Annotated in this window: 19 protein-coding genes; 6 read left to right on the top strand and 13 right to left on the bottom strand. The window is 71.3% G+C overall.

The window, feature by feature from the left end:
• Positions 1 to 3 precede the first annotated feature (3 nt).
• The gene (locus HHX31_RS21475; protein WP_169950110.1) at positions 4 to 666 is read right to left on the bottom strand and encodes an ACT domain-containing protein; all 663 of its coding nucleotides are present in this window, start codon (positions 664 to 666) and stop codon (positions 4 to 6) included.
• A gap of 101 nt (positions 667 to 767) precedes the next feature.
• Between HHX31_RS21475 and dusB the strand changes: the two genes are divergently transcribed.
• Positions 768 to 1880: a tRNA dihydrouridine synthase DusB gene (dusB, locus tag HHX31_RS21470; protein ID WP_311932147.1), complete on the top strand. Its 1113-nt coding sequence runs from the start codon at positions 768 to 770 to the stop codon at positions 1878 to 1880.
• 195 nt (positions 1881 to 2075) lie between these two features.
• Here the strand turns inward: dusB and HHX31_RS21465 are convergent, their stop codons facing one another.
• Complete coding sequence (locus HHX31_RS21465) at positions 2076 to 2375, bottom strand: DUF6247 family protein (protein WP_169950109.1); 300 nt, start codon at positions 2373 to 2375, stop codon at positions 2076 to 2078.
• 673 nt (positions 2376 to 3048) lie between these two features.
• Between HHX31_RS21465 and HHX31_RS35775 the strand changes: the two genes are divergently transcribed.
• Both HHX31_RS35775 and HHX31_RS21455 read left to right on the top strand, forming a co-directional pair.
• Positions 3049 to 7272 carry a hypothetical protein gene (locus HHX31_RS35775; RefSeq protein WP_169950108.1) on the top strand — a complete coding sequence of 1408 codons (4224 nt, stop codon included), beginning with the start codon at positions 3049 to 3051 and terminating at the stop codon, positions 7270 to 7272.
• Between the two features lie 21 nt (positions 7273 to 7293).
• Positions 7294 to 7779: a hypothetical protein gene (locus HHX31_RS21455; RefSeq protein ID WP_169950107.1), complete on the top strand. Its 486-nt coding sequence runs from the start codon at positions 7294 to 7296 to the stop codon at positions 7777 to 7779.
• Here HHX31_RS21455 and HHX31_RS21450 read toward each other — a convergent pair.
• Positions 7766 to 10255 (bottom strand): RNA helicase, encoded by a 2490-nt coding sequence (locus tag HHX31_RS21450; protein ID WP_169950106.1) that lies wholly within the window; start codon positions 10253 to 10255, stop codon positions 7766 to 7768. The genes HHX31_RS21455 and HHX31_RS21450 overlap by 14 nt on opposite strands.
• 138 nt (positions 10256 to 10393) lie before the next feature.
• On the opposite strand from HHX31_RS21450, the gene HHX31_RS21445 reads away from it, so the two are divergent.
• Positions 10394 to 11542, top strand: coding sequence for a sensor histidine kinase (locus tag HHX31_RS21445; protein ID WP_169950105.1), 1149 nt, complete (start codon positions 10394 to 10396; stop codon positions 11540 to 11542).
• 61 nt (positions 11543 to 11603) lie between these two features.
• On the opposite strand, the gene HHX31_RS21440 is transcribed toward HHX31_RS21445, so the two are convergent.
• From HHX31_RS21440 to HHX31_RS21430, 3 genes are all read right to left on the bottom strand, one after another.
• The gene (locus HHX31_RS21440; RefSeq protein WP_211590117.1) at positions 11604 to 12275 is read right to left on the bottom strand and encodes a rhomboid family intramembrane serine protease; all 672 of its coding nucleotides are present in this window, start codon (positions 12273 to 12275) and stop codon (positions 11604 to 11606) included.
• 244 nt (positions 12276 to 12519) lie between these two features.
• Positions 12520 to 12921, bottom strand: a complete 402-nt coding sequence (locus tag HHX31_RS21435; protein ID WP_169950104.1) for a nitroreductase family deazaflavin-dependent oxidoreductase — start codon at positions 12919 to 12921, stop codon at positions 12520 to 12522.
• 27 nt (positions 12922 to 12948) lie between these two features.
• On the bottom strand, positions 12949 to 13506 hold the full coding sequence (locus HHX31_RS21430) for a TetR/AcrR family transcriptional regulator (RefSeq protein ID WP_169950103.1): 558 nt from the start codon (positions 13504 to 13506) through the stop codon (positions 12949 to 12951).
• 105 nt (positions 13507 to 13611) lie between these two features.
• Here HHX31_RS21430 and HHX31_RS21425 point away from each other — a divergent pair, with 105 nt between their 5' ends.
• Positions 13612 to 15207, top strand: a complete 1596-nt coding sequence (locus HHX31_RS21425; RefSeq protein ID WP_169950102.1) for an MDR family MFS transporter — start codon at positions 13612 to 13614, stop codon at positions 15205 to 15207.
• A 67-nt stretch (positions 15208 to 15274) separates the two neighbouring features.
• On the opposite strand, the gene gndA is transcribed toward HHX31_RS21425, so the two are convergent.
• Positions 15275 to 16696, bottom strand: coding sequence for an NADP-dependent phosphogluconate dehydrogenase (gndA, locus tag HHX31_RS21420; RefSeq protein WP_169950101.1), 1422 nt, complete (start codon positions 16694 to 16696; stop codon positions 15275 to 15277).
• Between the two features lie 241 nt (positions 16697 to 16937).
• Here gndA and HHX31_RS21415 point away from each other — a divergent pair, with 241 nt between their 5' ends.
• Positions 16938 to 17813 carry a hypothetical protein gene (locus HHX31_RS21415; RefSeq protein ID WP_169950100.1) on the top strand — a complete coding sequence of 292 codons (876 nt, stop codon included), beginning with the start codon at positions 16938 to 16940 and terminating at the stop codon, positions 17811 to 17813.
• Here HHX31_RS21415 and HHX31_RS21410 read toward each other — a convergent pair whose 3' ends face one another.
• The 6 genes from HHX31_RS21410 to HHX31_RS21385 form a co-directional block, all read right to left on the bottom strand.
• Positions 17814 to 18809 carry a sulfotransferase gene (locus HHX31_RS21410; protein ID WP_169950099.1) on the bottom strand — a complete coding sequence of 332 codons (996 nt, stop codon included), beginning with the start codon at positions 18807 to 18809 and terminating at the stop codon, positions 17814 to 17816.
• A gap of 100 nt (positions 18810 to 18909) precedes the next feature.
• The gene (locus tag HHX31_RS21405) at positions 18910 to 19404 is read right to left on the bottom strand and encodes an ATP-binding protein (RefSeq protein WP_169950098.1); all 495 of its coding nucleotides are present in this window, start codon (positions 19402 to 19404) and stop codon (positions 18910 to 18912) included.
• 134 nt (positions 19405 to 19538) lie between these two features.
• Positions 19539 to 20069 carry a dihydrofolate reductase family protein gene (locus HHX31_RS21400; RefSeq protein ID WP_169950097.1) on the bottom strand — a complete coding sequence of 177 codons (531 nt, stop codon included), beginning with the start codon at positions 20067 to 20069 and terminating at the stop codon, positions 19539 to 19541.
• A 148-nt stretch (positions 20070 to 20217) separates the two neighbouring features.
• Entirely contained in the window at positions 20218 to 21474 is a 1257-nt protein-coding gene (locus HHX31_RS21395) for a hypothetical protein (RefSeq protein ID WP_169950096.1), read from the bottom strand.
• Between the two features lie 117 nt (positions 21475 to 21591).
• Positions 21592 to 22644 carry an adenosine deaminase gene (add, locus tag HHX31_RS21390; RefSeq protein ID WP_169950095.1) on the bottom strand — a complete coding sequence of 351 codons (1053 nt, stop codon included), beginning with the start codon at positions 22642 to 22644 and terminating at the stop codon, positions 21592 to 21594.
• A gap of 49 nt (positions 22645 to 22693) precedes the next feature.
• Positions 22694 to 24187: an LLM class flavin-dependent oxidoreductase gene (locus HHX31_RS21385; protein WP_169950094.1), complete on the bottom strand. Its 1494-nt coding sequence runs from the start codon at positions 24185 to 24187 to the stop codon at positions 22694 to 22696.
• Between the last annotated feature and the right edge of the window lie 53 nt (positions 24188 to 24240).

The raw sequence follows: 24240 nt of genomic DNA, 5'->3' as shown, positions 1-24240 counted from the left end.
TACTCAGAACGGCCGTGCGGCCGTTCTGCGGAAGGCGCGGTCGGCTCCCCGCTCGATCGCGGGCAGGGTCAGGAAGATCTCCAGGATCCGGGTGAGCCGGTGCACCTCGTTGCGGTGGAAGGCCGGCCCCTCCGTCCTCGCCAGCATCAGCGACAACGCCAGCGGCGGCAGCGGCGCGACGATCACGTGCAGTCCGCACGGCAGCGTGGTGGCCGTCGGCCTGGGCGGGGTCTCCTCGGGGAACGGGATGTCCTCGGGGGCCCGCCAGCTCGCGTACACGGTGACGCGCGGAACCTTCTCGGTCGCCGCCGCGGCCCAGCCTGCGCTGAACAGCACCGGCATCGAGTCGATCAGCGTGCCGAGCGCGCGGTCGCCCGCCGTGGTGAGGAACTTCAGGATCTCCAGCTCGGGGTAGGTGCCGGGCGCCTCCCTGGTGCCCCAGATGCCCTCGATCCGGACGTCGTCCACGGCCTCAAGAGCCCGTACGAGGTCCTCGCGAGGGGCGGAGTCCGGCCAGTAGACGGTGAAGTCGTCGAGGGCGCGGCCGTCACCCCGGTCGAGCACCGTCATCTGGGTGATGTCGGCGCCCGCGGCCCCGAGGACCCCGGTCACCTGGCTCAGCGAGCCCGGACGATCCGGCAAGGCGATTCTCAGCCGCAACAGCATGACGACCTCCCCACCGTTGGTCCAGGTCAGATTATCCGGGGCAAAAGCCCCACGTCCACGATCTTGTACGGCTCACAGCCCGCAGCGGGGAAAATGAAGGGGTGAAAGTCGGCGCGCTCGAGGTCTGGCCCCCGGTGGTGCTCGCTCCCATGGCGGGCATCACGAACATCGGTTTCCGCACCCTTTGCAGGGAACAGGGCGGCGGCCTGTTCGTGTCCGAGATGATCACGTCTCGGGCCCTGGTCGAGCGGGTGCCGCTGACGTTCCAGATGATCAGGTTCGGCCCGCAGGAGTCGCCCCGCAGCATCCAGCTGTACGGCGTCGACCCCGCCGTGATCGGCAAGGCCGCCCGGATGATCGCCGAGGAGGACCTGGCCGACCACATCGACCTCAACTTCGGCTGCCCGGTGCCCAAGGTCACCCGCAGGGGCGGGGGGTCCGCCCTGCCGTACAAGCGCAACCTGCTGCGCGCCATCCTGCGTGAGGCCGTGGCCGGCGCGGGGCCGCTGCCGGTCACGATGAAGATGCGCATGGGCATCGACGAGGACCACCTGACCTACGTCGAGGCGGGCAGGATCGCGGTCGAGGAAGGACTCGCCGCTGTCGCGCTGCACGCGCGCACGGCCCGCCAGCACTACGGAGGCAGCGCGCACTGGGACGCGATCAAGCGGCTGAAGGACGCGGTTCCGGAGATCCCGGTGCTCGGCAACGGCGACATCTGGAGCGCGGACGACGCGCTGCGCATGGTCGCGGAGACCGGCTGCGACGGGGTGGTGATCGGCCGGGGCTGCCTGGGCAGGCCGTGGCTGTTCCGCGACCTCGACCTGGCCTTCCGCGGCTCGGCCGAGCGCGCCCGTCCCCGCCTGGGGGAGGTCGGCGCGATGATGCTGCGCCACGCCGAACTGCTCTGCGAGGTCATCGGCAGCGAGCCCCACGGGCTGGCCGACTTCCGCAAGCACGTCGGCTGGTACCTCAAGGGCTTCGTCGTGGGCGCGGAGACCCGCCGTGCCCTCACCTCGGTCGCCACGCTGTCCGAGATGGCCGAGCGGGTCGCGGAACTGGAGGCGGACCAGCCCTGGCCGGACGCGGCCGACGGCCCCAGGGGCAAGAGCGGCGAGCGGTCCAAGGTGTCGCTGCCGCACGGCTGGCTCGACGACCCCGACGACATGACGGTCCCCGGCGCGGGCGCGGAGGATCCCACCTCCGGCGGCTGACGGCGCCAGCGCTCCCGCGCTTCCGCGCTGCAACCGGTACGCGAGGTCAGCCGGCCCAGATGATGTCCCGCGACCGCGTCTCATGGGTCGCGGAGGAGTTCGATGAGCCGCTCCAGGAGGGGGCATCGCGGACCTCCTGGGGAAGACCGTTCAGCTCATATAGGGCACGTCCGTGGAAGCCATCGAACTTGTAGCTCACACCCGGCCTTCCCACTCCGGTGGGGTGTAGCGAGTGAACATCTCCGTACGCTCTTGAAGGGCGTCCTGGACGGCCTCCTCATAGCCCGGGCGAGCGTAGGCGATCGCACGCAGCCGCCACTGACGCAACAGCGTCTGCACCTGCTTAAAGCGGGCTAGGTCGTGCGCGGCTTCCAGCGCCTCGTCGTACTCCGCCCGGAACTGAACCCGGTGCGACGGCGGCAGCGCCTCGAAGATCGCGGCCGGGTCCGCACCGGGATCACGGAACCCGACGGGATCCACAGGCTGAGCGCTCATAATGACCAATCTATCTTGCGGGCCGATGACGGCAGCCTGTGCGATATTGATCAGCTAGCGATAACCTCACTTATCGCTAGCTGATCAACAGCGGGCAGCCGGGATGGAGTGCCGGACCGACGGAGTGGGTGTTGCGCGGGAAGGTCCTTCCCGCCGGAGACGATCTCCCCGCTCCCGGTATTCCCCGCGAGCACCTGACTCCCGATGCCGCCGCACTGAGCTACGACGGCGTCGCGGAGAACACCCGCGTCGCCTACCGAGGCACCTGGGGAAAGGTTCGGATCCTGGTGCGAGCAGTACGGGGTCCCCGTAGAACTCGCCGGAAATCGGGCGGAAGGCTGACCAGGGCAGACTCCCCGTGCAGTCCGGTCGCTTGAGCTATGGCTGGCCACACAGCTGACCCAACGCTCCCTCGGGGCACGCGACCGCCTGCCCCGGCCCTCCTTTCATGCCGCGTCCTCAGCGGCGCGATGAGTAACTCCTGTGAGATCACTCGGGTACAGGTCGTAGCGATCGCCGGTCCGAGACCGATAAGTCTGTAGATCTGCCGATCCGGCGATGACCGGCCAGGCGTCAGGACAGCCGGGGATGCTCCCGACACCTCAGCCGGTCGCGTGGGTTGGGCGCGGGGATTGGGGGTGCCGTGATGGCCAGAGGGTCGCGGGAGTAGCAGGTGAGCGGACCGGACGAGGTTCAGCCGTCTCCACCGCCACATGACGGCGACGGGGAATCCGGGGTGGGCGCGGACGGGACGATCGCCGCTGCTCAGGACGGCGCACGACGCTGGACCTATCGGCAGGCGGCCGCCCTTTCTGTGCGGGGAGTGGCCTGGGCCAGTCCGCGGGCGATGCTGGCCGGTCTGTGCGCCAGCGCGCTGGTCCCGATCGCGCTGGCCGAGCCGGGCCTGCCGGCGGTGGCGGCCGGATTGAACGTGGTGGGCTCGGTCGGGGCCAACGTGCTGGCCACCCTTATCAGCGAGTCCTTGGACGCCGCCCGCACCCGCACCCGTGCGAGGTCCCTCGGGCGGCGGGCGCCCGATCCGGACGCCGAGGACGTCGTCGGGCCGGCCGCGGATGATCCGGCGGCTTTCGCCGAGCAGATACGGGAGGAGATCGCCGCCCGGATCGAGCAGGTGCTGGCGGCCCAGGATCAGCAGGCTGAGGCGCTGGCCGGAACGCTGGCGCTGGTGCTGGCGCGGATCGACGCGACCGCTGTCGTGGTCGGTGAGGCCGTCGCCAGCGGCCAGGCACAGCTGTTGCGGGAGCTGATGGCCGGTTTCGCCGGCCTCGGCGAGCAGGTGGCCGGGTTCGGCCCGCTGCTGCGGGGCCTGGACGGCGCGGTCGTCCAGATTCAGCGGAGCCTGTCGCGGCAGGAGGCCGAGCACCGTTTCGACCGCTCCCAGCAGCAGTGGATGATCGCGCTGCTCTTGGAGTTCCACGAGCAGATGGCCGAGATGGCCGTCCGCCTGCCCGGCGCGGCACCGGCGGCAGGTCACGGCTCAATGGACTCGGCCAAGCCATCGGCTGCCTGGGCGGGTCGCTGCCCGTATCAGGGGCTGGCCCCGTTCGGCCCCGCCCAGACGACGGTCTTCTACGGCCGGGGTCAGGCCACCGCCCGCCTGCTGACGATGGTCACCACCCACACCGGCAGCGGGCCGATCATCGTGACCGGGGCATCCGGAGCCGGGAAGTCATCCTTGCTGCACGCCGGGTTGCTCCCCGGATTGAGCGCATCGGCAGCGGATTCGCCGGCCGCGACGTATGGCACGGCAGGGTGGACGCAGATCACCTTCACGCCCGGGGCCCGGCCGTTGCAGGAGTTGGCGGTGCAGCTGGCGGTACGCTGCAACGCCGACCCCGACCAGGTGCTGGCCGAGCTACGCGCCGACCCGGCCGGGACGGTGGTGCGGAGGGCCCGGCAGGTCCTGGTCGCCGAGCAGGTCCGCCGCGCCCCCGGCATGCGCGCCAGGGTGCACCAGGGCCTGCGGCGGCTGATCGTGGTCGTCGACCAGTTTGAGGAACTGTTCACCCTGGCCTCCGCCGGCCACAGCGGCCGGGACGGGGAGATCGCGGAGGCTGATACTTTCCTCGCCGCGCTGGAGGCGCTCACCGCCCGCCCGGGTTCCGCCGCGCCGGGGGCGCCGGCCGGGGTGGGCCAGGACCCTGCGGAGGGTTCAGGTGAGGGCCTGGGGGAGTCAGGCTTCAGCGGGTGGGCGGACCGGCTCCCGGCGGGGATCGTGGTGCTGGCGGTCCGCGGAGATTTCATCGACCGTTGCGCCGCCTACCCGGTCCTGGCCCGCGCGCTGGAGGAGCGGGCGTTCGTGCTGGGCCCGATGAGCGAGCAGGAACTGCGCCGGGCCATCACCGGCCCGGCCGCCGCCGCCGGGCTGCGGGTGGAGGACGGCCTGGCCGAGCAGATCGTCAATGACCTGGTCAGTCACCTGCACGCTGCGGCCATCGAACCAGGCCGGACCGGCGGATCGAGGGTGGTGGGCGCATTGCCGCTGCTGTCGATGGCCATGGCCCGCACCTGGGACAAACGCGAAGGCACCCGGTTGACCCACGCCGCCTACGATCTCGCGGGCGGGGTCGCCTCCGCCGTCACCGACACCGCCGAGGACACCTACACCCGCCTGGATCCCCCGCAGCGGCAGATCGCCCAGCGCGTCCTGCTGTCCTTGACGATCACCGGGCCCGGCGGGCAGATCAGCCGGAGGCGCGCCTCGCTGGCCGAACTGACCGGGCTGGGCCAATCCGCCAACGGCGACCACAACACCCGGGACCTTCAGGTCCGTCAGGTCCGTCAGGTTGTGGAGGCCTTCACCAGCGCCCGTCTCATGACCACCATGTCATCGGCCGGCGCCACCGATCCGGCATCGGAACCGACCTCGAACCCAGCACCGGGATCAGCAGTGGGATCGGCAGTGGGCTCGGCATCGGGACCAGGAGCGGACGAGCCGAACTCTCCCCCGGGGACCACCTCGCTCAGCCCGACGACACGGTCGCCGAGGCCGGCGGAAGGTTTCCCGGCGGCCGGACCGGCCGGGACGGTCGAACTCGCCCATGACGTGCTCCTGACCGCCTGGCCACGGCTACGGGCCTGGCTTGCCGAGGACCAGGCGGACCGGATCATGCACGGCCAGATCCTCCAGGACGCCGGCGAGTGGGATCGGCGCGGCCGCAATCCCTCCTTCATGTATCGGGGGTCTCGCCTGGAGGACGCGCGGAGCGCGGTCGCACGCTGGCGGGCCGATCCCGGCCGCTACCCGGCTCTGGGTTCATCCGATGTCGTCGACGCCTTCCTGACCGCCGGCAACCGTGCCGCGACCCGGACCCGGCGCCGTTGGCAAGCGACGGCGGGGGTGCTGGCCGTGCTGCTGCTGATCGCGGTCGTCACCGCGGTAACCGCGGTCCGCTTCGGCCGCGACGCCGACCAGCAGCGCACATTGGTGCTCGGCCAGAATGCCCAACTGCTGTCCCGGGAGGCCGCCGCCTACAGCGACAGCGAATCAGTCGCCGATGACCCTGCGGTCTCGGCACGACTGGCCGCCGCCGCCTGGGCGATCTACAGGACCGACGAAGCCTCGGCGAGTATGGTCTCCTTGCTCAGCCGACCCCAACGCGCCATTCTGACCGGCCATACCGGCATGGTGTCCTCGGTGGTGTTCTCCCCGGACGGTGCCCGGCTGGCCAGCGGCGGCGGCGGTGATGGGACGGTGCGGATCTGGGATGCGCGCACCGGTGCCCCGATCGGCAAGCCCCTGACCGGCCACACCGGCGGGGTGTACTCGGTGGTGTTCTCGCCGGACGGTGCCCGGCTGGCCAGCGGCGGCGGTGATGGGACGGTGCGGATCTGGGATGCGCGCACCGGTGCCCCGATCGGCAAGCCCCTGACCGGCCACACCGGCGGGCTGTCCTCGGTGGTGTTCTCCCCGGACGGTGCCCGGCTGGCCAGCGGCAGCGACGACCGGACGGTGCGGATCTGGGATGCCCGCACCGGCGCCCCGATCGGCAAGCCCCTGACCGGCCACACCGGCTCGGTGTGGTCGGTGGTGTTCTCCCCGGACGGTGCCCGGCTGGCCAGCGGCGGCGGCGGTGATGGGACGGTGCGGATCTGGGATGCGCGCACCGGTGCCCCGATCGGCAAGCCCATGACGGGCCACACCGGCGGGGTGTGGTCGGTGGTGTTCTCGCCGGACGGTGCCCGGCTGGCCAGCGGCGGCGGTGATGGGACGGTGCGGATCTGGGATGCGCGCACCGGTGCCCCGATCGGCAAGCCCCTGACCGGCCACACCGGCGGGCTGTCCTCGGTGGTGTTCTCCCCGGACGGTGCCCGGCTGGCCAGCGGCAGCGACGACCGGACGGTGCGGATCTGGGATGCCCGCACCGGCGCCCCGATCGGCAAGCCCCTGACCGGCCACACCGGCTGGGTGCCCTCGGTGGTGTTCTCCCCGGACGGTGCCCGGCTGGCCAGCGGCAGCGGCGACGACGGGACGGTGCGGATCTGGGATGCCCGCACCGGCGCCCCGATCGGCAAGCCCCTGACCGGCCACACCGGCAGGGTGCGGTCGGTGGTGTTCTCGCCGGACGGTGCCCGGCTGGCCAGCGGCGGCGGCGACGACGGGACGGTGCGGATCTGGGATGCCCGCACCGGCGCCCCGATCGGCAAGCCCCTGACCGGCCACACCGGCAGGGTGTACTCGGTGGTGTTCTCCCCGGACGGTGCCCGGCTGGCCAGCGGCAGCGACGACCGGACGGTGCGGATCTGGGATGTCGCGCTTCCGCGTGATCTTCTTGGTGCTGTGTGCGCCATCGCAGGCCGTGGATTCACACCGGAGGAATGGCGGCAGTACATCCACGAAGCGCCGTACCAGCGCACTTGCCCGGCATCCCGGTAAAGCCAACTGGCCCTCGCCACGTTGAGCGACGGCCGCTGCGGGGAGAGCGTTGCGGATGCCGTCGACCGGTTCCTCGACGGGATCAAGACGAAGACGACTCGCAACAGCTACGCCGAGACCCTCGCCCACATCATCGCGAGCGTCGGCGCGCGGGCTGTGGCCGTCTTGGGCCCTAACGACTACGCCGCCGTGATGGGCCGGTGGGACGGCGCGGCGACCGCGCCCGCGCCCGCGGCGGCGCCCGCGCTGACCGCCGGGGCGCTGCGGATGGCCAGGCGGCGGCCCCTCGACCACGCCATGCCGGTCATCGACACCCCGGGTGGCGCGGTGCCCACAGGCCCGCTCGTCTGGGCGGCGACCGGCGTGGACCTCGCGCTGCTCGGGTCCATGCCCGCGCTGGCCGCGCTGGTCAGGCGGCCCGCCGACGTGGCGCCGTACGTCGCCGGGACCGCGGTGCTCGCCGCCTACGTCCTGAGCTCCGGCAGCCGGGCGGCTACAGGCGCGTGAGGCCGGTGACGTGGAGGACGGCGTGCCCCTCCTCGTCTGAGGCGGCGAGGTCGACCTCCGCGCTGATGCCCCAGTCGTGGTCGCCGGCCGGGTCCTCGATGATCTGACGCACCCGCCACAGCTCCTTCTCCTCCTCGATGAGCAGGAGGGCGGGGCCGCGGGCGGCTGGGCCGGTGAGGACCTCGTCGTGCTCCTCGTAGTAGGCGTCCATGGCCGCGCCCCAGTCGACGTCCGGGTAGAGCTCGACCAGCTCCTCCTCCCGGTCCAGCGCGACGAGTTCCACCATGCGGAACATCGCGTTGCGGACCAGCACCCGGAAGGCGCGCGCGTTGGCGGTGACCGGACGGGTCCTGGTCTCCAGCTCCTCCCCGGCCGCCAGCGCCTCCGCGGGGTTGGCCAGCTTCTCCCACTCGTCGATCAGGCTGGAGTCGACCTGGCGCACCAGCTCGCCGAGCCATTCGATGAGGTCGACCAGGTCGTCGGTCTTCAGGTGCTCGGGCACCGTCTTCGACAGCGTCCGGTAGGCGTCGGCCAGGTAGCGCAGCACCGTGCCCTCCGAGCGGGCCAGCTCGTAGAACTGGATGTACTCGGTGAAGGTCATGGCCCGCTCGTACATGTCGCGCACGATCGTCTTGGGGCTGACGACGTGGTCGCCGACCCACGGGTGGCCGCGCCGGTAGGTCTCGTACGCGCCGAAGAGCAGGTCGGCCAGCGGCATCGGATGGGTGATCTCGGCGAGGCGCTCCATCCGCTCCTCGTACTCGATGCCGTCGGCCTTCATCTGCGCGACCGCCTCGGCCCTGGCCTTGTTGAGCTGGGCGTGCAGGATCTGACGGGGGTCGTCCAGCGTCGACTCGACGATCGAGACCATGTCCAGCGCGTACGTCGGGGAGCCGGAGTCGAGCAGCTCGAAGGACGCCAGCGCGAAGGTGGACAGCGCCTGGTTGAGCGCGAAGTCCTCCTGCAGGTCGACGGTGAGCCTGGCCATCCGGCCGTGCTCGTCGGGCTCGGCGAGCTTCTCCACGATGCCGCCGGCCAGCAGCGAGCGGTAGATCGCGATGGCGTGGCTGATGTGGCGGCGCTGCGCCTTGCGGTCCTCGTGGTTGTCGGTGAGCAGCCGCTTCATCGCCTGGAAGCAGTCGCCGGGCCGGTTGATGATCGACAGCAGCATGGCGTTGCTGACCTTGAAACGGGAGGTCAGCGGCTCGGGCTCGGCCGTCTGGAGCTTCTCGAAGGTGTCCTCGCTCCAGCCGACGAAACCCTCCGGCGGCTTCTTGCGCGCGTAGCCGCGGCGCCGCTTGGGGTCGTCGCCGATCTTCGCGAGGGCCCGCTCGTTCTCGATCACGTAGTCGGGCGCCTGGCAGACGACGTACCCGACCGTGTCGAACCCGGCCCGGCCGGCCCGCCCCGCGATCTGGTGGAACTCCCGCGCCCGCAGCCGCCGCACCTTGGTGCCGTCGTACTTCGACAGCGCGGTGAACAGCACGGTGCGGATCGGGACGTTCACCCCGACGCCGAGCGTGTCGGTGCCGCAGATGACCTTCAGCAGCCCCGCCTGGGCCAGCCGTTCCACCAGGCGGCGGTACTTCGGCAGCATCCCGGCGTGGTGCACGCCGATGCCGTGCCGTACGAGCCGGGACAGGGCCCGGCCGAAGCGGGTGGTGAAGCGGAAGTTGCCGATGAGGGCGGCGATCGCCTCCTTCTCGGCCTTGGTGCACATGTTGATGCTCATGAGCGCCTGGGCGCGCTCCATCGCCGCGGCCTGGGTGAAGTGCACGACGTAGACCGGGGCCTGCTGGGTGGACAGCAGTTCCTCCAGCGTCTCGTGCAGGGGAGTCGTCCGGTAGGAGTAGATGAGCGGCACCGGCCGCTCGGCGTGCTTCACGACGGCGGTGTCGCGCCCCGTGCGGCGGGTGAGGTCGGTCTTGAAGCGCTCGACGTCGCCGAGCGTGGCCGACATCAGCACGAACTGCGCCTGCGGCAGTTCCAGCAGCGGCACCTGCCAGGCCCACCCGCGGTCGGGCTCGGCGTAGAAGTGGAACTCGTCCATGATCACGGTGCCGACGTCGGCGTCGGCGCCGTCGCGCAGCGCGATCTGGGCGAGGATCTCGGCGGTGCAGCAGATGACGGGCGCGTCGGCGTTCACGGTGGCGTCGCCGGTCATCATGCCGACGTTCTCGGTTCCGAACAGCGCGCACAGGTCGAAGAACTTCTCCGACACCAACGCCTTGATCGGCGCGGTGTAGAAGCTGATCTCGTCCCTGGCCAGCGCCGCGAAGTGCGCCCCGGCGGCGATCAGGCTCTTGCCCGATCCGGTCGGCGTCGACACGATCACGTTGTTGCCGGAGACGACCTCGATCAGCGCCTCCTCCTGGGCCGGGTAGAGCGTGAGCCCCCGATCGGCGTTCCACGACACGAACGCGTCGAACAGCGCGTCGGGCTCTGAGGCGGACGGAAGGCGGCGGAGGAGGCTCATGCTTTCGCTCACAACTCCTATCCTGCCCAAGGCCCATGACTGTTTAGACCACCCCGACGTACGGCAAGGTGTGGCACAGCTACGTCAAAAGGGTGTGGCGCTGCACGAAGCCGCAGGTCAAACCCACAAACTAGCGGTATGGGGGAGAAGTGGGCCGGGCTCGCCGCGCGCCGGGAGGCGGTGGCCGACGTGCTGTTCGCGGTCGCCGTCCTCGCTTTCACCGTCCCGGCGACGCTGTTCGGCCGCTCCTACCCCGCCCTGCCGTTCCTCGCCGTGCCGTGGTGGGCGGAGCTGACCGCGGCGGGCGCGGCGGCCGTGTCCATGCTGGCCCGGCGTCGTACGGCCTGGCCGATGATCACCGCCACCGTCGCGTGCGCCCTGCTCACGGGGCAGGCGATGCCGCTGATGCTGGTGGCCTACTCGGTGACCTCGCGGAACGCGGTGCGGGCCTGGCCGTTGGCGTCCGCCACGCTGGCGGGCGTCTACGCGCTGACCGACTACGCGAGCCCCTACACCGACCGGCTGCTCATGGCCGTGGCGGTGCGGGCGGTCACGTTGATCTTCCTGCCCGCGCTGGTCGGCACGTGGGTGTGGCGCTACCGCGCGATGATCCGGGAGTTGCGGGCCGGCGTGCGGGCGCGCGAGGAGCGCGCCGCCGCCCAGGAGCGCCGCCGCATCGCGGGTGAGCTGCACGACACGGTGACGCACGCCGTCACCGTGATGGTCCTCAACGCCGGTCTCATCCAGGACGCCGACGAGCTCGACGAGATCCGCAAGCTGGCCAGGAACATCGAGGACAAGGGCGTGCGGGCGCTGACCGAGCTGCGCGAGCTGCTCACGGCGCTGCGGCGCAGGGACCTGCCGCCCTCGGCGGAGAGCGTCGAGGGGATACCGCGCCTGGTCGAGGAGGGCAGGGCCACCGGTATGCGCGTCGCCCTGCACTACGACGTGCCGGAGGAGACGCTGCCGCGGCAGGCCGGCCACGCCAGCTACCGCGTCGTCCAGGAGGGCCTCAACAACGTGCGCAAACACGCGCCGGGGGCCGACGTGCAGGTGGTCTGCGAGGCCCACGGCGGCATGCTGAACGTGTCGGTGGTCAACAGCGGCAAGAGCCGTGCCGTGCCGGTCAGGGTGCCCGCCGACGCGGGAGGCGGCTACGGGCTGCCCGGCCTGCGCGAGCGCGTCGTCCTGGTGGGCGGGCGGCTCACGTACGGGCCGACCGCCGAGGGCGGGTTCGCGCTCACCGCCAGCATCCCCTTCCACCCGCCCGACCACTGCGAGCCCTGATCCCGCGCGTCGCGGAATGTCCGCCGCCGCGGGAGAACGCTTCCGCGCACGGGCACAAGGCTCAGAGGCCGAGGTCCTCGATCTCCTTGTGCAGCGCCGCCCTGGAGCCGGGGGCGGCGGTCTTGCCGGGCGCGACGGTCCCGGTCGCGGTCCTGGGCCCCCGGTCGCGGAACAGGTAGCCGCCGAGGATGCCGCCCGCGAAGCCGAAGACGTGCGCCTGCCAGCCGATGCCCTCGGCCGGCAGCAGCCCGGTGAACTGGTAGGCGAAGCACAGGGCCATGACCATGCCGATGACGATGTCGATCAGGTGCCTGTCGAAGGCTCCGCGTACGAGCACGTACCCGAAGTAGCCGAACACGAGCCCACTCGCGCCCGCGCCGACCGTGGCGGAGTCGGCGGTGAACCACGAGCCGAGCCCGCTGGCGACGGCGATCAGCCCGGTCACGCCGAGGAAGCGCCGCACGCCCCGGTAGGCGGCGAGGAACCCGAAGATGAACAGGGGGCCTGAGTTGCCCTCGATGTGGGCCCAGCTCCAGTGCAGGAGCGGCGCCGAGACGATCCCGGGGAGCGCGTCGAGGTTCCAGGGCCTGATGCCGTAGCTGTAGCTGAGGGAGTAGTCCGCGGCCCAGTTGGCGAGCTGCACGACCCAGATCAACCCCAGGAAGCCGACCATGACCCAGAAGGCCTTGCGGGCCTCGGCGATCATGATCTCGGCGGTGCGGCCGTCGCTCACGGAACCTCCCAGTGCCTGAAGGCCACGCGGTCCGCCGAGGACGGCGCGGCTCTTGAGGATCACCCGGAAAGATACCGCCGACGGGCGCACGCGTCACTGAGCGCAGGCGCCAGGAACGCGGCACCGCCCCGGTCCGGGACGGCATCGGGGTTCAAGGGGCGGCGGGCCGCCAAGACGGTCCGATGACGGGGGAGCCGGACGTCCCGCGGTTCGTGACCGCCGGCGCCCGGCGCGCCCCGCGCCGCTACACGCGTTCGATGACGACGACCGGGATCTCCCGGTCGGTCTTGGTGGCGTACTCGTCATAGGCGGGCCAGGCGGCGGCCATCGTCCGCCACATGTCCTGACGCTCCTCGGGAGTCGCCGTGCGGGCCCGCGCGTCGAACCTGTCCCCCTTGATCTGGAACTCCACCTCGGGGTCGGCCTGGAGGTTGAGGTACCACAGCGGGTGCTCCGGGGCCCCGCCCTTGGAAGCCACCACCAGGTAGGCGTCGCCGTACGGCTGGTAGATCAGCGGGGTGCTGCGGGGCTGCCCGGACTTGCGGCCCTTGGTGGTGAGGATGGCCACGGTGGTGCCCTCCCACTCGTGGCCCACCTCGCCGTTCGTCTCGAGATAGCGCCTTACGTGTTCCTGTCCGAAGAGCATGTCGATCACCTTCCCGTCAGACGGGGATCAACTCTCCGAGCCGTCCGCCAATTCCAGGGCCACCCGCAGTCCCGCCGCGATCCGCTCCTCGGGTGTCGACTCGTCCCTGACCAGGAACCACGTCGCGTGCATCGCGAACAGGGCCATGGACCTCCGGAGCTTGACCGGCAGCGGGTCGTCCGGCTCGTACAGCGTCTGCATCAGCTCGCCCATGCGGTCGCGCATCAGGTCGACCTTCGCGTGACCCTGCAACGCCGTCTTGTTGCGGTCCATGAACTGCATGACCTCGTGGTGACGTCCGCGGGTCATCCGGGCGGAGTAGCGGCGGATCAGCTCCCGGCGCGTCTCCGGGGTGCGAGGGTGCCCGTTCGCCCATGCGATCAGCTCGTCGAGCGCCGTGACGCGGTCTTCGATGAGGCTGGCGACGATGTCCTCTTTGGTGCGGAAGTGGTAGTAGAGTGCCGCTTTGGTCACGCCGAGGGCCTCGGCTATCTCCCGGAGCGAGGTCGCCTCGTACCCCTGCTCGGTGAAGAGCCTGATCGCGACCTCCTGGATACGGCTGCGCGTGTCGGTTTGAGCACCCATTCCCTGCTGTCCTTATTAACTTGACGGCCGGCAAGCAAGGACAATACCGTGCCTCCGGCACTAGCCTGTCGGCAAGTAAGCAGATTTCTCCAAAGGGGGCACCCGATGACCACGGAGACCGCGGCCGCGCCCGGCCGGTCCCGGGAAGTGATGATCGTCTTACCTGGTCTGATGCTCGCCATGATGCTGGCGATGCTGGACAACATGATCGTCGGTACGGCCATGCCGAGAATCGTGGGGGAGCTCAACGGCCTGGACTACTTCACCTGGGTCACCACGGCGTACGTGCTGGGCACCACGGTCTCCACGCCGATCTGGGGCAAGCTCGGCGACCTCTACGGCCGCAAGAACATCTTCCTGAACTCGATCGTCATCTTCCTGGTCGGATCCGCGCTGTGCGGCATGGCGGGCTCGTCGCTGTTCGGCGGCCCCGGAGACGGCATGATCGAGCTCATCGCCTTCCGCGCGCTGCAGGGCCTCGGGGCCGGCGGGCTCATCGTCGGCGTGATGGCGATCATCGGGGACCTCGTCCCCCCGCGTGAGCGTGGTCAGTACCAGGGCATCATGGCCGCGATCATGTCGCTCGCCATGATCGCGGGGCCTCTGGTCGGCGGCTTCATCACCGACAACCTGAACTGGCGCTGGGCCTTCTACGTGAACCTCCCGCTCGGCGGCGTGGCACTGATCTGGCTCATCCTCAAGCTGCACCTGCCCAGGCACCGCACCGAGCACCGCATCGACTGGCTCGGCGCGGCCGTCCTCACCGTGGCCATCACCGCGATCGTGCTGATCACCTCGTGGGGCGGCCAGAAGCACGGATACCCGTGGGGCTCCTGGCAGATCCTCGGGCTGGCCGCGCTGGCGGTCGTCGCGCTGGCCGCGTTCGTCCCCATCGAGCGCAGGGCGGTCGAGCCGATCCTGCCGCTGCACGTGTTCGCCAGCCGCAACTTCACGCTGATCAACGTGCTCGGCTTCCTGCTCGGCTTCGCGATGTTCGGCGCGATCACCTTCCTGCCGATGTTCCAGCAGATCGTGCAGGGCTCCACGGCCACCAACTCCGGGCTGCTCCTGCTCCCGATGATGGCCTCGTCCATGGTCGTGTCGCTGTTCGTCGGCAGGGCGATCACCAAAACGGGCAAGTACAAGAGCTTCCCCGTGATCGGCGGCGTGGTCATGGCGGTCGGGATGTGGCTGCTGTCGACGCAGGACGTCCACACCCCCGCGTGGCAGACCGGCCTCTACATCGCCGTCCTCGGTCTCGGCATGGGCTTCCTGATGCAGACGACCATGCTGATCGCGCAGAACAGCGTCGAGCAGAAGGACATCGGCGTGGCCAGCAGCGCCTCGACCTTCTTCCGCTCCATCGGCGGTTCTTTCGGCATCTCGCTGTTCGGCGCCATCTTCAACAGCCGGCTCGCCGACGAGCTCGCCGCCAAGTTCGGCGGGCAGGCGGGGGCCCTGGCGAACGCCGGCGGCGGTCAGATCGACCCGAAGGTGCTGGCGCAGCTCCCGCCGCCGGTGAAGGCGGGGTTCCTCGAGGCGCTCGCCGGCGCGATCGGCAGCGTCTTCCTGTGGTCGGTCGTGTTCGCCGTGATCGTCCCCGTGATCGCCGCGTTCATCAAGCACGTCCCGCTGCGCGGCGGCGCCCCCGGCGCCGCGGGAGGCGAGAAGGCGGAGCCGGTGGCCGTCGTCATGGACTAGCCGGAGCAGGCACGGCGCGGCGCACGCCCCCCATGGGGGAGCGTGCGCCGCATCGCGTCTCCGGTGGTCAGGCGGGCCGCTCGGCCCGGTCCGCCGACCAGTCGGTGTGGAACGAGCCCTCCCGGTCGACCCTCTGGTAGGTGTGGGCGCCGAAGAAGTCGCGCAGCCCCTGCAGCAGCGCGGCAGGCAGCCGGTCGCGCCGCAGCCCGTCGTAGTAGGCGAGCGCCGAGGAGAAGCCCGGCGTGGGCACCCCGATCGTCACGGCCGTCGCCACGACCCTCCGCCACGCCTCCTGCGCCTCCTCCAGCGCCTGGGCGAAGGTGGGGTCGACCAGCAGCGTCGGCAGGTTCGGGTCGGCGTCGTAGGCCGCCCTGATCCGGTCGAGGAAGCGCGCCCTGATGATGCAGCCGCCGCGCCAGATCGTGGCCATCGAGCCCAGCTTGAGGTTCCAGCCGTACTCCGCGCTCGCGGCGGCCATCTGGTCGAACCCCTGGGCGTACGCCACGATCTTGGAGGCGTACAGCGCCCGCCGCACGTCCTCCACCAGGCCGGAGTCACCGGCCGTGCCGGACGGCCCGGCGAGCGAACGGGCGGCGGCCCGCTGCTCCGGGTGGCCCGACAGCGCCCGGGCGAACACCGCCTCGGCGATGCCGGTCACGGGAACGCCGAGGTCGAGGGCGCTCTGCACGGTCCAGCGGCCGGTGCCCTTCTGCTCGGCCTGGTCCACCACCACGTCCACGAACGGCCTGCCCGTGGCGGCGTCGGTGTGACCGAGCACCTCAGCGGTGATCTCGATGAGGTACGACTCCAGCTCGCCCCGGTTCCACTCGCGGAAGATCTCCGACAGTTCCTTCGGGTCCAGCCCGAGTGCCTGCCTGAGCAGGTCGTACGACTCCGCGATGAGCTGCATGTCGGCGTACTCGATGCCGTTGTGCACCATCTTGACGAAGTGGCCGGCGCCGTCGGGGCCCACGTGGACGCAGCAGGGCACCCCGTCGACCTTCGCCGCGATGTCCTCCAGCAGGGGGCCGAGCGTCTCGTACGCCTCGGGGTCGCCGCCGGGCATGATGCTCGGGCCGTTGAGCGCGCCCTCCTCGCCGCCGGAGATGCCGGTGCCGACGAAGTGGATGCCCCGCTCGCGGAGCGCGGCCTCCCGGCGGCGGGTGTCCGCGTAGAGGGCGTTGCCGCCGTCGATGATCATGTCGCCGGGCTCCATGACGGCGGCGAGTTCCTCGATCACCGCGTCGGTCGGCGCCCCGGCCTTGACCATGATGATCGCCTTGCGGGGCCGTTCGAGGGAGGCCACGAACTCCTCGATCGTGCTCGACGGCAGGAACGCGCCCTCGTCGCGGTACTCCTCCATGAAGCTGGTCGTACGGCTTTCCGAGCGGTTGTGGACCGCGACCACGTGACCGTGGTGAGCGAAGTTCCGGGCGAGGTTGCGGCCCATGACGGCCAGGCCCGTGACTCCGATGTCTGCCTTATCCATGTGCACAGTCATACCGCTTTCCGCGGAGCGCGCATGGCCGAGGGTGGTCGTTTTCCCGCGTGGTGGCTCATCTGCCTTATCCTGACAAAACCCGCAAACCAAGCGGGTTTTATATAGACATGGTCGCCCGATGGCGAGGACGCTTGGCCTCCCGCCTGGGCGCTGGTAAGTCACTACAGGCCAAGAAGCGCCGGCGTCGAGCCGGCAGCCCACCGTCGTCGCGCACCTACGGAGATAAGACGTGTTCGCACCGAAGCCGGAACGGTCAGTCGTCGCGGTTCCTCCGCCCGGAGACGGGCCAGGATGCTGGGCGGGCGCGCCGAGCGCCGTGAGCCGGGACGGATGGATCTACCTGGCCTACCGGCTGCGCCGGCCGCTCGACGAGGGGCGCGGGTATGCCGTGGAGATCGCCCGCTCGGCCGACGGCGAGCGGTTCGAGAGGATCCTCACGATCACCAAGGAGCAGATGAAGACCGAGTCGCTGGAGCGCCCCACGCTCGTGGTGACTCCCGAGGGAAGGTGGCGCCTGTACCTGAGCTGCGCCACCTACGGGACCAAGCACTGGCGGGTGGAGATGATCGAGGCCGCGGGACCGGCGGACTTCGACCCCGCGGACGCGCAGGTCGTGCTGCCGGGCGACCTCAAGACCGGCGTCAAGGACCCGGTCATCCTCCACCACGGCGGCGTCTGGCACCTGTGGGCGTCGTGCCACCCGCTGGAGGACCCCGACGAGGCCGACCAGATGGTGACCGACTACGCCACCAGCGCCGACGGCGTCGACTGGGTCTGGCAGGGGACCGCGCTCGACCGGCGGCCGGGCGAGTGGGACTCGCGCGGCGTACGGGTGAGCGCGGTCACGTTCAGCGGCGGGACCGTCATCGCCTACTACGACGGCCGCGCGTCGGCGGAGGAGAACTACGAGGAGCGCACCGGCGTGGCCATCGGACCCGGCCCGTCCACGCTCACCGCCACCGGGACCGCCCCCGTCGCCCAGTCGCCGCACGCCGGGGGAGGGCTGCGCTACCTGTCGCTCGTGCCCGTGTCCGGGGGGCACCGCCTCTACTACGAGCTGACCCGCGCGGACGGGGCCCACGAGCTCCGCACCGAGCTGCGCTGATCACCGCGGAGCCGGGCGGCCGCGGGCGCGGCCATTGCGGGCCTGCCGCTGGCCGGACGGCCGGGCGCCGACCAGGCCGCCGGACCGCTCCCTGGGACGCAGCCAGTCGCCGAAGTCCTCGCCGAAGGAGTCGCGGCCCAGCACGTCGCGCAGCAGCGCGATGTCGGCGGCGAAGTAGGCCAGCAACTCCTGGCGCTGCCCCCAGGTAAGCGGCCGCCGGGGCTGCGCGTCGCGCTGCAGCATCCGCTCGAGCGGCGCGGTGAGCCGCTGGCCGAGCACCGGGTCTCCGAGCCGGACGAGCCGGGCCAGGATGTGGTGCCTGCGGCTGTGCGACGGGTGGGCGGTGACGTTCTCCCTGGGCACCTCGCCGACGAGCCCCTGCTCCACCCCGAGGAACGCGCAGATGGCGTCGAGCGTGGCAGCGGGGCGGTCGACCAGGTCCCGGTAGCGGAAGACCAGCACCTGCTCGCGTGGGAACAGGGTGAACAGGTGGGCGAGTTGCTCGCCGTACCGGCCGAGGCTCACGTAGTGCCAGAACGGCGACCAGCCCTCGGCGACCCGGCGCCTCTCGGCGGCGCACGCCTCGACGAAGTCGGCGATCGGCTCCAGGCCGGCCGACCACAGGTGGGTCCAGTTGGAGTGCGCGCGCTCCACGGGGTCGCGCAGCGAGACGATGAGCTTCGCGTGGGGGATCGCCTCCCGGATCCGCCGCTGGGCGTCCCGGTCGTACAGGTAGAAGGGGGTGGACTCGCCGCGCAGCGTCCCCGGCGGGGCGCCGGCGAACAGCGCCTCGTAGTCGGCGCGCCGCCACACGTGCTCGCGGTAGGTCTCGGCGTCTCCGGGCCCGCCCCTGTCGGGCGGCGGGCCGTCGGTGAGGAAGAACTTCGGCTCCTTGACGGGCGACATGAAGAGCCGGGGGTGGCGGGCCAGCGCCGAGTGCAGGGCCGTGGTGCCGGCCTTCGGCACCCCGATCACCAGGAAGTCGGGCAGGGCCATGCGACGTCCTCCTAGTTTCCCGATCCTTTTACTCGGTTTTTCCCCTTCCGTACGAGAAATCACCCGGAGGTTCTGTACCACGCATCGCGCCGGTTTCACTTCACCGGTCGCCGAGACCCGCCGCCGCGGCTCCCGGCCGGACCCATACGGCCGTCCGCCCGCCGGTGAGCGCCGCGCGGCGGCGGTCGCCTTCGGACCAGATCTCGAACCACACCTCGTTGCGGCCGCACTCGCGGACCAGCCCCCAGCGGTCGGCGAGCATGTCCAGCAGCGGCAGGCCGCGGCCACCCTGGCTCGACCCGTTCGGCAGCGGATGACCGGCGCACGGCGGCCCGGCCGACCCGTCGTCCTGGACGCAGACCCGCACGCGGTCGGGCAGGCGGGAGACGGTGACGGTGAACGTGCCGCCGTCTCCCGACCGGGAGTGCACGACCGCGTTCGTCGCGATCTCGCTGGTGAGCAGCACGCAGTCGTCGTGGCGGGGATGATCGCGCCCGAGCGCGGCCGACACGAGCCTGCGCGCCCGCCCGACCTGGTCGCGTCCCCCCGCGAGGCGGGCCACGCGGTTCCCCGCGCCGTCCCCCGAGATCTCCATGAGCCCTCCCGTGCCTGGGCGGTGTGGCCGTCGCAGGAGAGGACGTCCGCCCCGGCGCCCGCGATGTCACGGGAAAGTAGGACTGTGCTTGCCCCGCTATGCCGGGAATGTGACCCCGTTAGGTGGACGACTTCTCAGCGGCTGTAGTCCAGGAACAACGTGCCGTTCTTGCCCCGTTCGACATCGAGCAGTTTCCACGACCGGACGCCGTCGCCCTCGAACACCCGCCTGCCGTCGCCGACCACCGCCGGTGCGACGACCAGGCGCAGTTCGTCGACGAGCCCGGCCCGCAGCAGTGACCGGGCCAGGATGATGCTGCCGTGGATGCCGATGTCACCGCCGGGCCCCTGCTTCAGGGCGGTCACGTAGTCGTACGCGGGGGTGGTGACCAGGGTGGAGTTCGCCCATTCCTCGGTGGGCGCGCTGGAGGTGACGACGTGCTTGCGGGTGCCGTTGATGAAGCCGGCGAACGGCTGGAAGTCCGACGTGGGCCAGTGCCCGGCCCAGTAGTCGTAGGTCCCGCGTCCCAGCAGGACGTCGTCCTGGGTGTCGATGACCCGGCTGAGGTAGGCGATCAGCTGGGGGCCGTCGTCGGCGAGCCAGTCGCCGTCTTCGTAGGCGACGCCGTCGAGCGACATCAGGTGGTAGAGCACGACCTTGCGCATGGTGTTCTCCTCGTTGTCGGCGGAGTGATGTATCGAGAGCGGGGCCGGGAAAGCGACGGGGCGGCGGGTCGGGTTCGTCCGGTCCCGCCGCCCCCGTTGGTCACGCTGTCCGGTACGCCCGGCCGTCGGCCGGGCGGTGCCGCCTCGGTCAGGAGTCGTGCGCGGACGCTCCCGCGTGGGAGCCGTTCACGACGAGCACACGCTCGCGCTCGGGCACCTCGATGGCAGGGAACGTGCCGGTGTCGATGATGCCGTGCTCCCGGTAGGCCGCCTCGATGAGCGCGTGCGCCTGGGGTTCGAGCTTCCACAGCGCCCGCCACTCCTTCGCCACGAGGAGCGGGATGCCGACCTCCTGGGCGATGTCCGCGGCCCGGGGGACGTACCTGCGCGCGATCTGCTGGTCCCAGTAGTTCCGCGCGGTCCGCAACTGGGCCGCGCGCTGGGCCGTGTCGACGACGGGCGCCGGCCCGGCCGCCATGTCGTCATCCTCGTCGTCGATCAGTTCGGCGATGGCCGTGGCGGGCAGCGCGGGGGGAGCGGGCGGCTGCTCGGGCTCGGGCGCCCAGGGCACCGGCGGAGCGAGGTCGATCAGCGCGGAGGTGTTGTAGAGCGCGCCGATCTGGGACAGCAGGGCCTCCTGCCGCTTCTCGTCCACCGCGAGGCCGGTGAACTCCACGGCCTGGTCCATCGCCTTGTCGAGCTTGGCCATCGCGGTCCGCAGCTTGCGGTCGGACGCCCCGGCCTCGCGCAGCGCGCGAACCCGCTTGGCGGCCAGCGCCACCCTGGTCAGCCTGCGGTGGGCGTCCACCTCGCTCGCCGTACGGTCGCTCGCCTCGGCGAGCCCGACCCGGACCAGCACCCGCTCGGGGGTGAGCCGCCAGTTGATGCGGCCCCTGCCGGTGATGCGGACCCGCTCGATGGCCATGCCGCGCTCCCACAGCCAGGCGGCCACGAGCGGGGCGGCGAGACGGAAGACCGCCTCGGCGACGCTGCGGGCGTCCATGCTCGACAGGACGGCCGACAGTGAGGTGAAGACCCACACGGCGATGCCGTCGATGCCGGCGGAGTAGTTCTCCCGCATGTTGCGGCGCGCTCGTACGGCGCTGGTGATGACGGCGACCTCGATGAAGGCGAACAGCAGAAGCCGCAGCGGCCCGTCGAACCCGAGGACGTCGCCGGAGAAGCGCCACATGCCCTGGGCGGAGACGCCCGTGGCGATGCTGGCGGCGACGATGGTGAGGATGTCCTCGGTGGGCCGGCCGGCGGCCCAGCGGCGGAACAGGCGGGTCAGGGCGCGCAGGGCGAAGAAGGCCAGGACCAGCAGGACCAGGGCGATGACGCTGATGATGACTGTTCCGACCGGATGGGCCGACACGAAGGCGGTTATTTGGTCAATGGGGGGCATCAGTCACGGTCTCTCGACGTCCGACGGTTTTCCACGAGATCATTCCAGAACCGCGTGGTCCCCGTGGTGCGAACCACGGCTCCCACTGAGCTGTCCGTGTCACCGCCGTCACGGGATTCACCGCGTCGCGCGGTATCCGTCTCTCGCGCGGTCTCGCCGGGCGTCTTGCCGGGCGCCCTGTCTGGCGGGAGCGGCGAGCCAGGCGTCGGCCTCGCGCCGCAGCGCGCGCTTGGTCTCCTCAGGGGCGAACGACGCGTCGATCGAGGCGCGTGCCAGCCCGGCCAGCACCGCGTCGTCGAAGCCGAAGGCGTCCCGCGCCCGGGCGTACTCCTCGCAGAGGGGGATCCCGGTGACCGACGGGATGTCGGTGTTGAGCGTGACGGTCAGGCCCGCGTCGAGCAGCCGGGGGAGCGGATGGGCGGACAGGCCGTCCACGACGCCGAGCGCGACGTTGGACGACGGGCACACCTCCAGCGGGATGCCGAGTTCGCGGACCTCGGCGGTCAGGCCCGGGTCGTCGAGGACCCGCACGCCGTGGCCCAGGCGCTCGGTGCGTCCCAGCGTGATCGCCTCACGCACGCTGGCCGGGCCCTCGCACTCGCCCGCGTGGTGGACGACGTGGAGGCCCGAGCCGGCCGCGGCGGCGAAGACCTCGGCGAAGGGCGCCAGCGGGTAGGACTCCTCCCCGGCCACGCCGACGCCGATCACCCCGTCCTCCGCGTACCGGGTGGCGAGCCGCACTGTGCGCCAGGCCCGCTCGACGGAGCGCCGCCGCGAATGGTCGAGGAGCACCCGGCACTCGACGCCGTACGCCGCGGCGCCCTCGGCGAGCCCGGCCAGCACGGCCTCAAGAGGCATCTCCAGGTCGCCGAGCCGCTCCCCGTGCGAGGCCGCGGTGAAGGTCACCTCCGCCCACCGGGTGCCCTGGGCCGCCTCGTCCGCGCAGAACTCCACCGCGATCCGGTGGAAGTCCTCCGGCCTGACCAGGCACTCCCGTACGAGCGCGTTGTGGTCGGCGAACTGACGGAAGCCGTCGAAGGCGGCTCCGGGGGCCGGGCGGGGCACCGGCCTGCCGTTGGCCGCCGCGATCTCCGCCAGCGTGTCAGGCCGGATCGTGCTCTCCAGGTGGACGTGCAGGTGGGCCTTGGGCAGCAGGGCGAGATCACGCACGGTGGGGAGCCTAGAAGGTAGCCGCCGGCCCGCGCATCCGATTATCGCCTCAGATGTCCAGGTTAAGGCGGGCGATGGGCTCGACGAGCTCCTCCTCCTCGTAGCTCAGATGCGACAGCAGCACGTCCGAGAGCAGGTTCACCTGGCCGCGTACGCGGTCGAGCCGGTCCGGGTCCTCGATCATGGCGACGAGGGCGGCGTCGAGGTCCGTCAGCACCCCGGCGATGACCTCGTGCTCCTGCTCCAGCCGGGCCACGACCGGCGCCAGCGACTTCTGCGCCGACGTCAGCATCGGGAACATGTGCTCGTCCTCGATCGTGTGGTGGGTGGTCAGCAGCCGGCAGTACGACGCGCAGAACGTGCCGAGCGTCCAGTAGTTCTGCCGCATCGTGAGCTCGTTGATCATCGAGCGGAGGGCGGCGGCGTCGGAGCGGCCCGCGGCGACCTGCTCCACGGCGTCCCTGAGCTGGGTCAGCTCCCGGCGCAGGTGGTCGTGGATGAGCACGAGCCGCCGGCCGTTGGCCTGCTGCCGTGGCGGGAGCGCGGCGATGTCGCGCTTGGGCAGCCGGGGCCTGGTGGACTCGTCGAGCACCGCGCTCGCCGGAGATCCTCCTGTGACAGGGACCTGCCCCTCCCGGTCCTCGGCGCCCGGCGTCCGGCCGCGCTCGCGAGTCACGGCCTCGCGCACGGTGGGGGCGACCTCCTCGGCGAAGACCTTGAGGTCACTGTCGTCGTCCACGGCGAGCACGAAGACGCTCGTGCCGTGGACGAGCGCGAGCTCGGTGAGCTGCTCGGCCCACACGGCAGGCGGCCCGTCGAGGAAGCCCTTGCCCGCGACGGAGGAGAACCGGCCGGCGATGTTGTAGGCGCGGCGGATCTCGCCGGGGTCGCGCCCGGCCCGTACGGCCGCGGCGTCCAGGATCTCGCTCATCGCGCCCAGCTCGCCCGGCGCGGCGTACCCGGACGACGGCACCCACCCGTCACCGAGCCGACCGGTCAGCTCCAGCATGCGCGGCTTGTACGCGCCGATCCACAGCCCGATCGGGTGCGGGGGGAACGGGCCGGGACGCGCGCCGTCCAGCGGGTAGTGCGTGCCGTCGAGCCGTACGCCCTCACCCGGCGTCCACAGCGCGCGCAGCACCGCGACGGCCTCCTCCAGCGCTTCCACGGCCTCGCCCGGGCGGCGGCGCGGGCCGCCCATGGCGGCGATGCCGTCCCAGAACGCCCCCGACCCGAGCCCCAGCTCGACCCGGCCGCCGCTCAGGATGTCGAGGGACGCGGCGGCCCTGGCGAGCACCGCGGGCGGACGCAGCGGCAGGTTCACCACGTCGGGGAACAGCCGCACCCGCTCGGTCCGTCCCGCCAGCGTGGACAGCAGCGTCCAGGCGTCCAGGAACGACGGCTGGTACGGGTGGTCCTGGACGCCGACGACGTCGAGCCCGATCTCGTCGGCCAGCACGGCCTGCCGGACGATCCGGTGGTGTCCCGCCGCGTCTGGCGTGAGGAACGCCCCGAACCACAGCTCATGCCCGAAGTCGGCCATTATTTCGCTACCTTTCCGCGTCTCGGACCGGGAGCCTACCTGCGTGAGGAGAT

The sequence above is a fragment of the Microbispora sp. H11081 genome (assembly GCF_012999535.1).
Classification (GTDB): domain Bacteria; phylum Actinomycetota; class Actinomycetes; order Streptosporangiales; family Streptosporangiaceae; genus Microbispora.
This window is presented reverse-complemented; position numbering and strand designations above follow the sequence as displayed.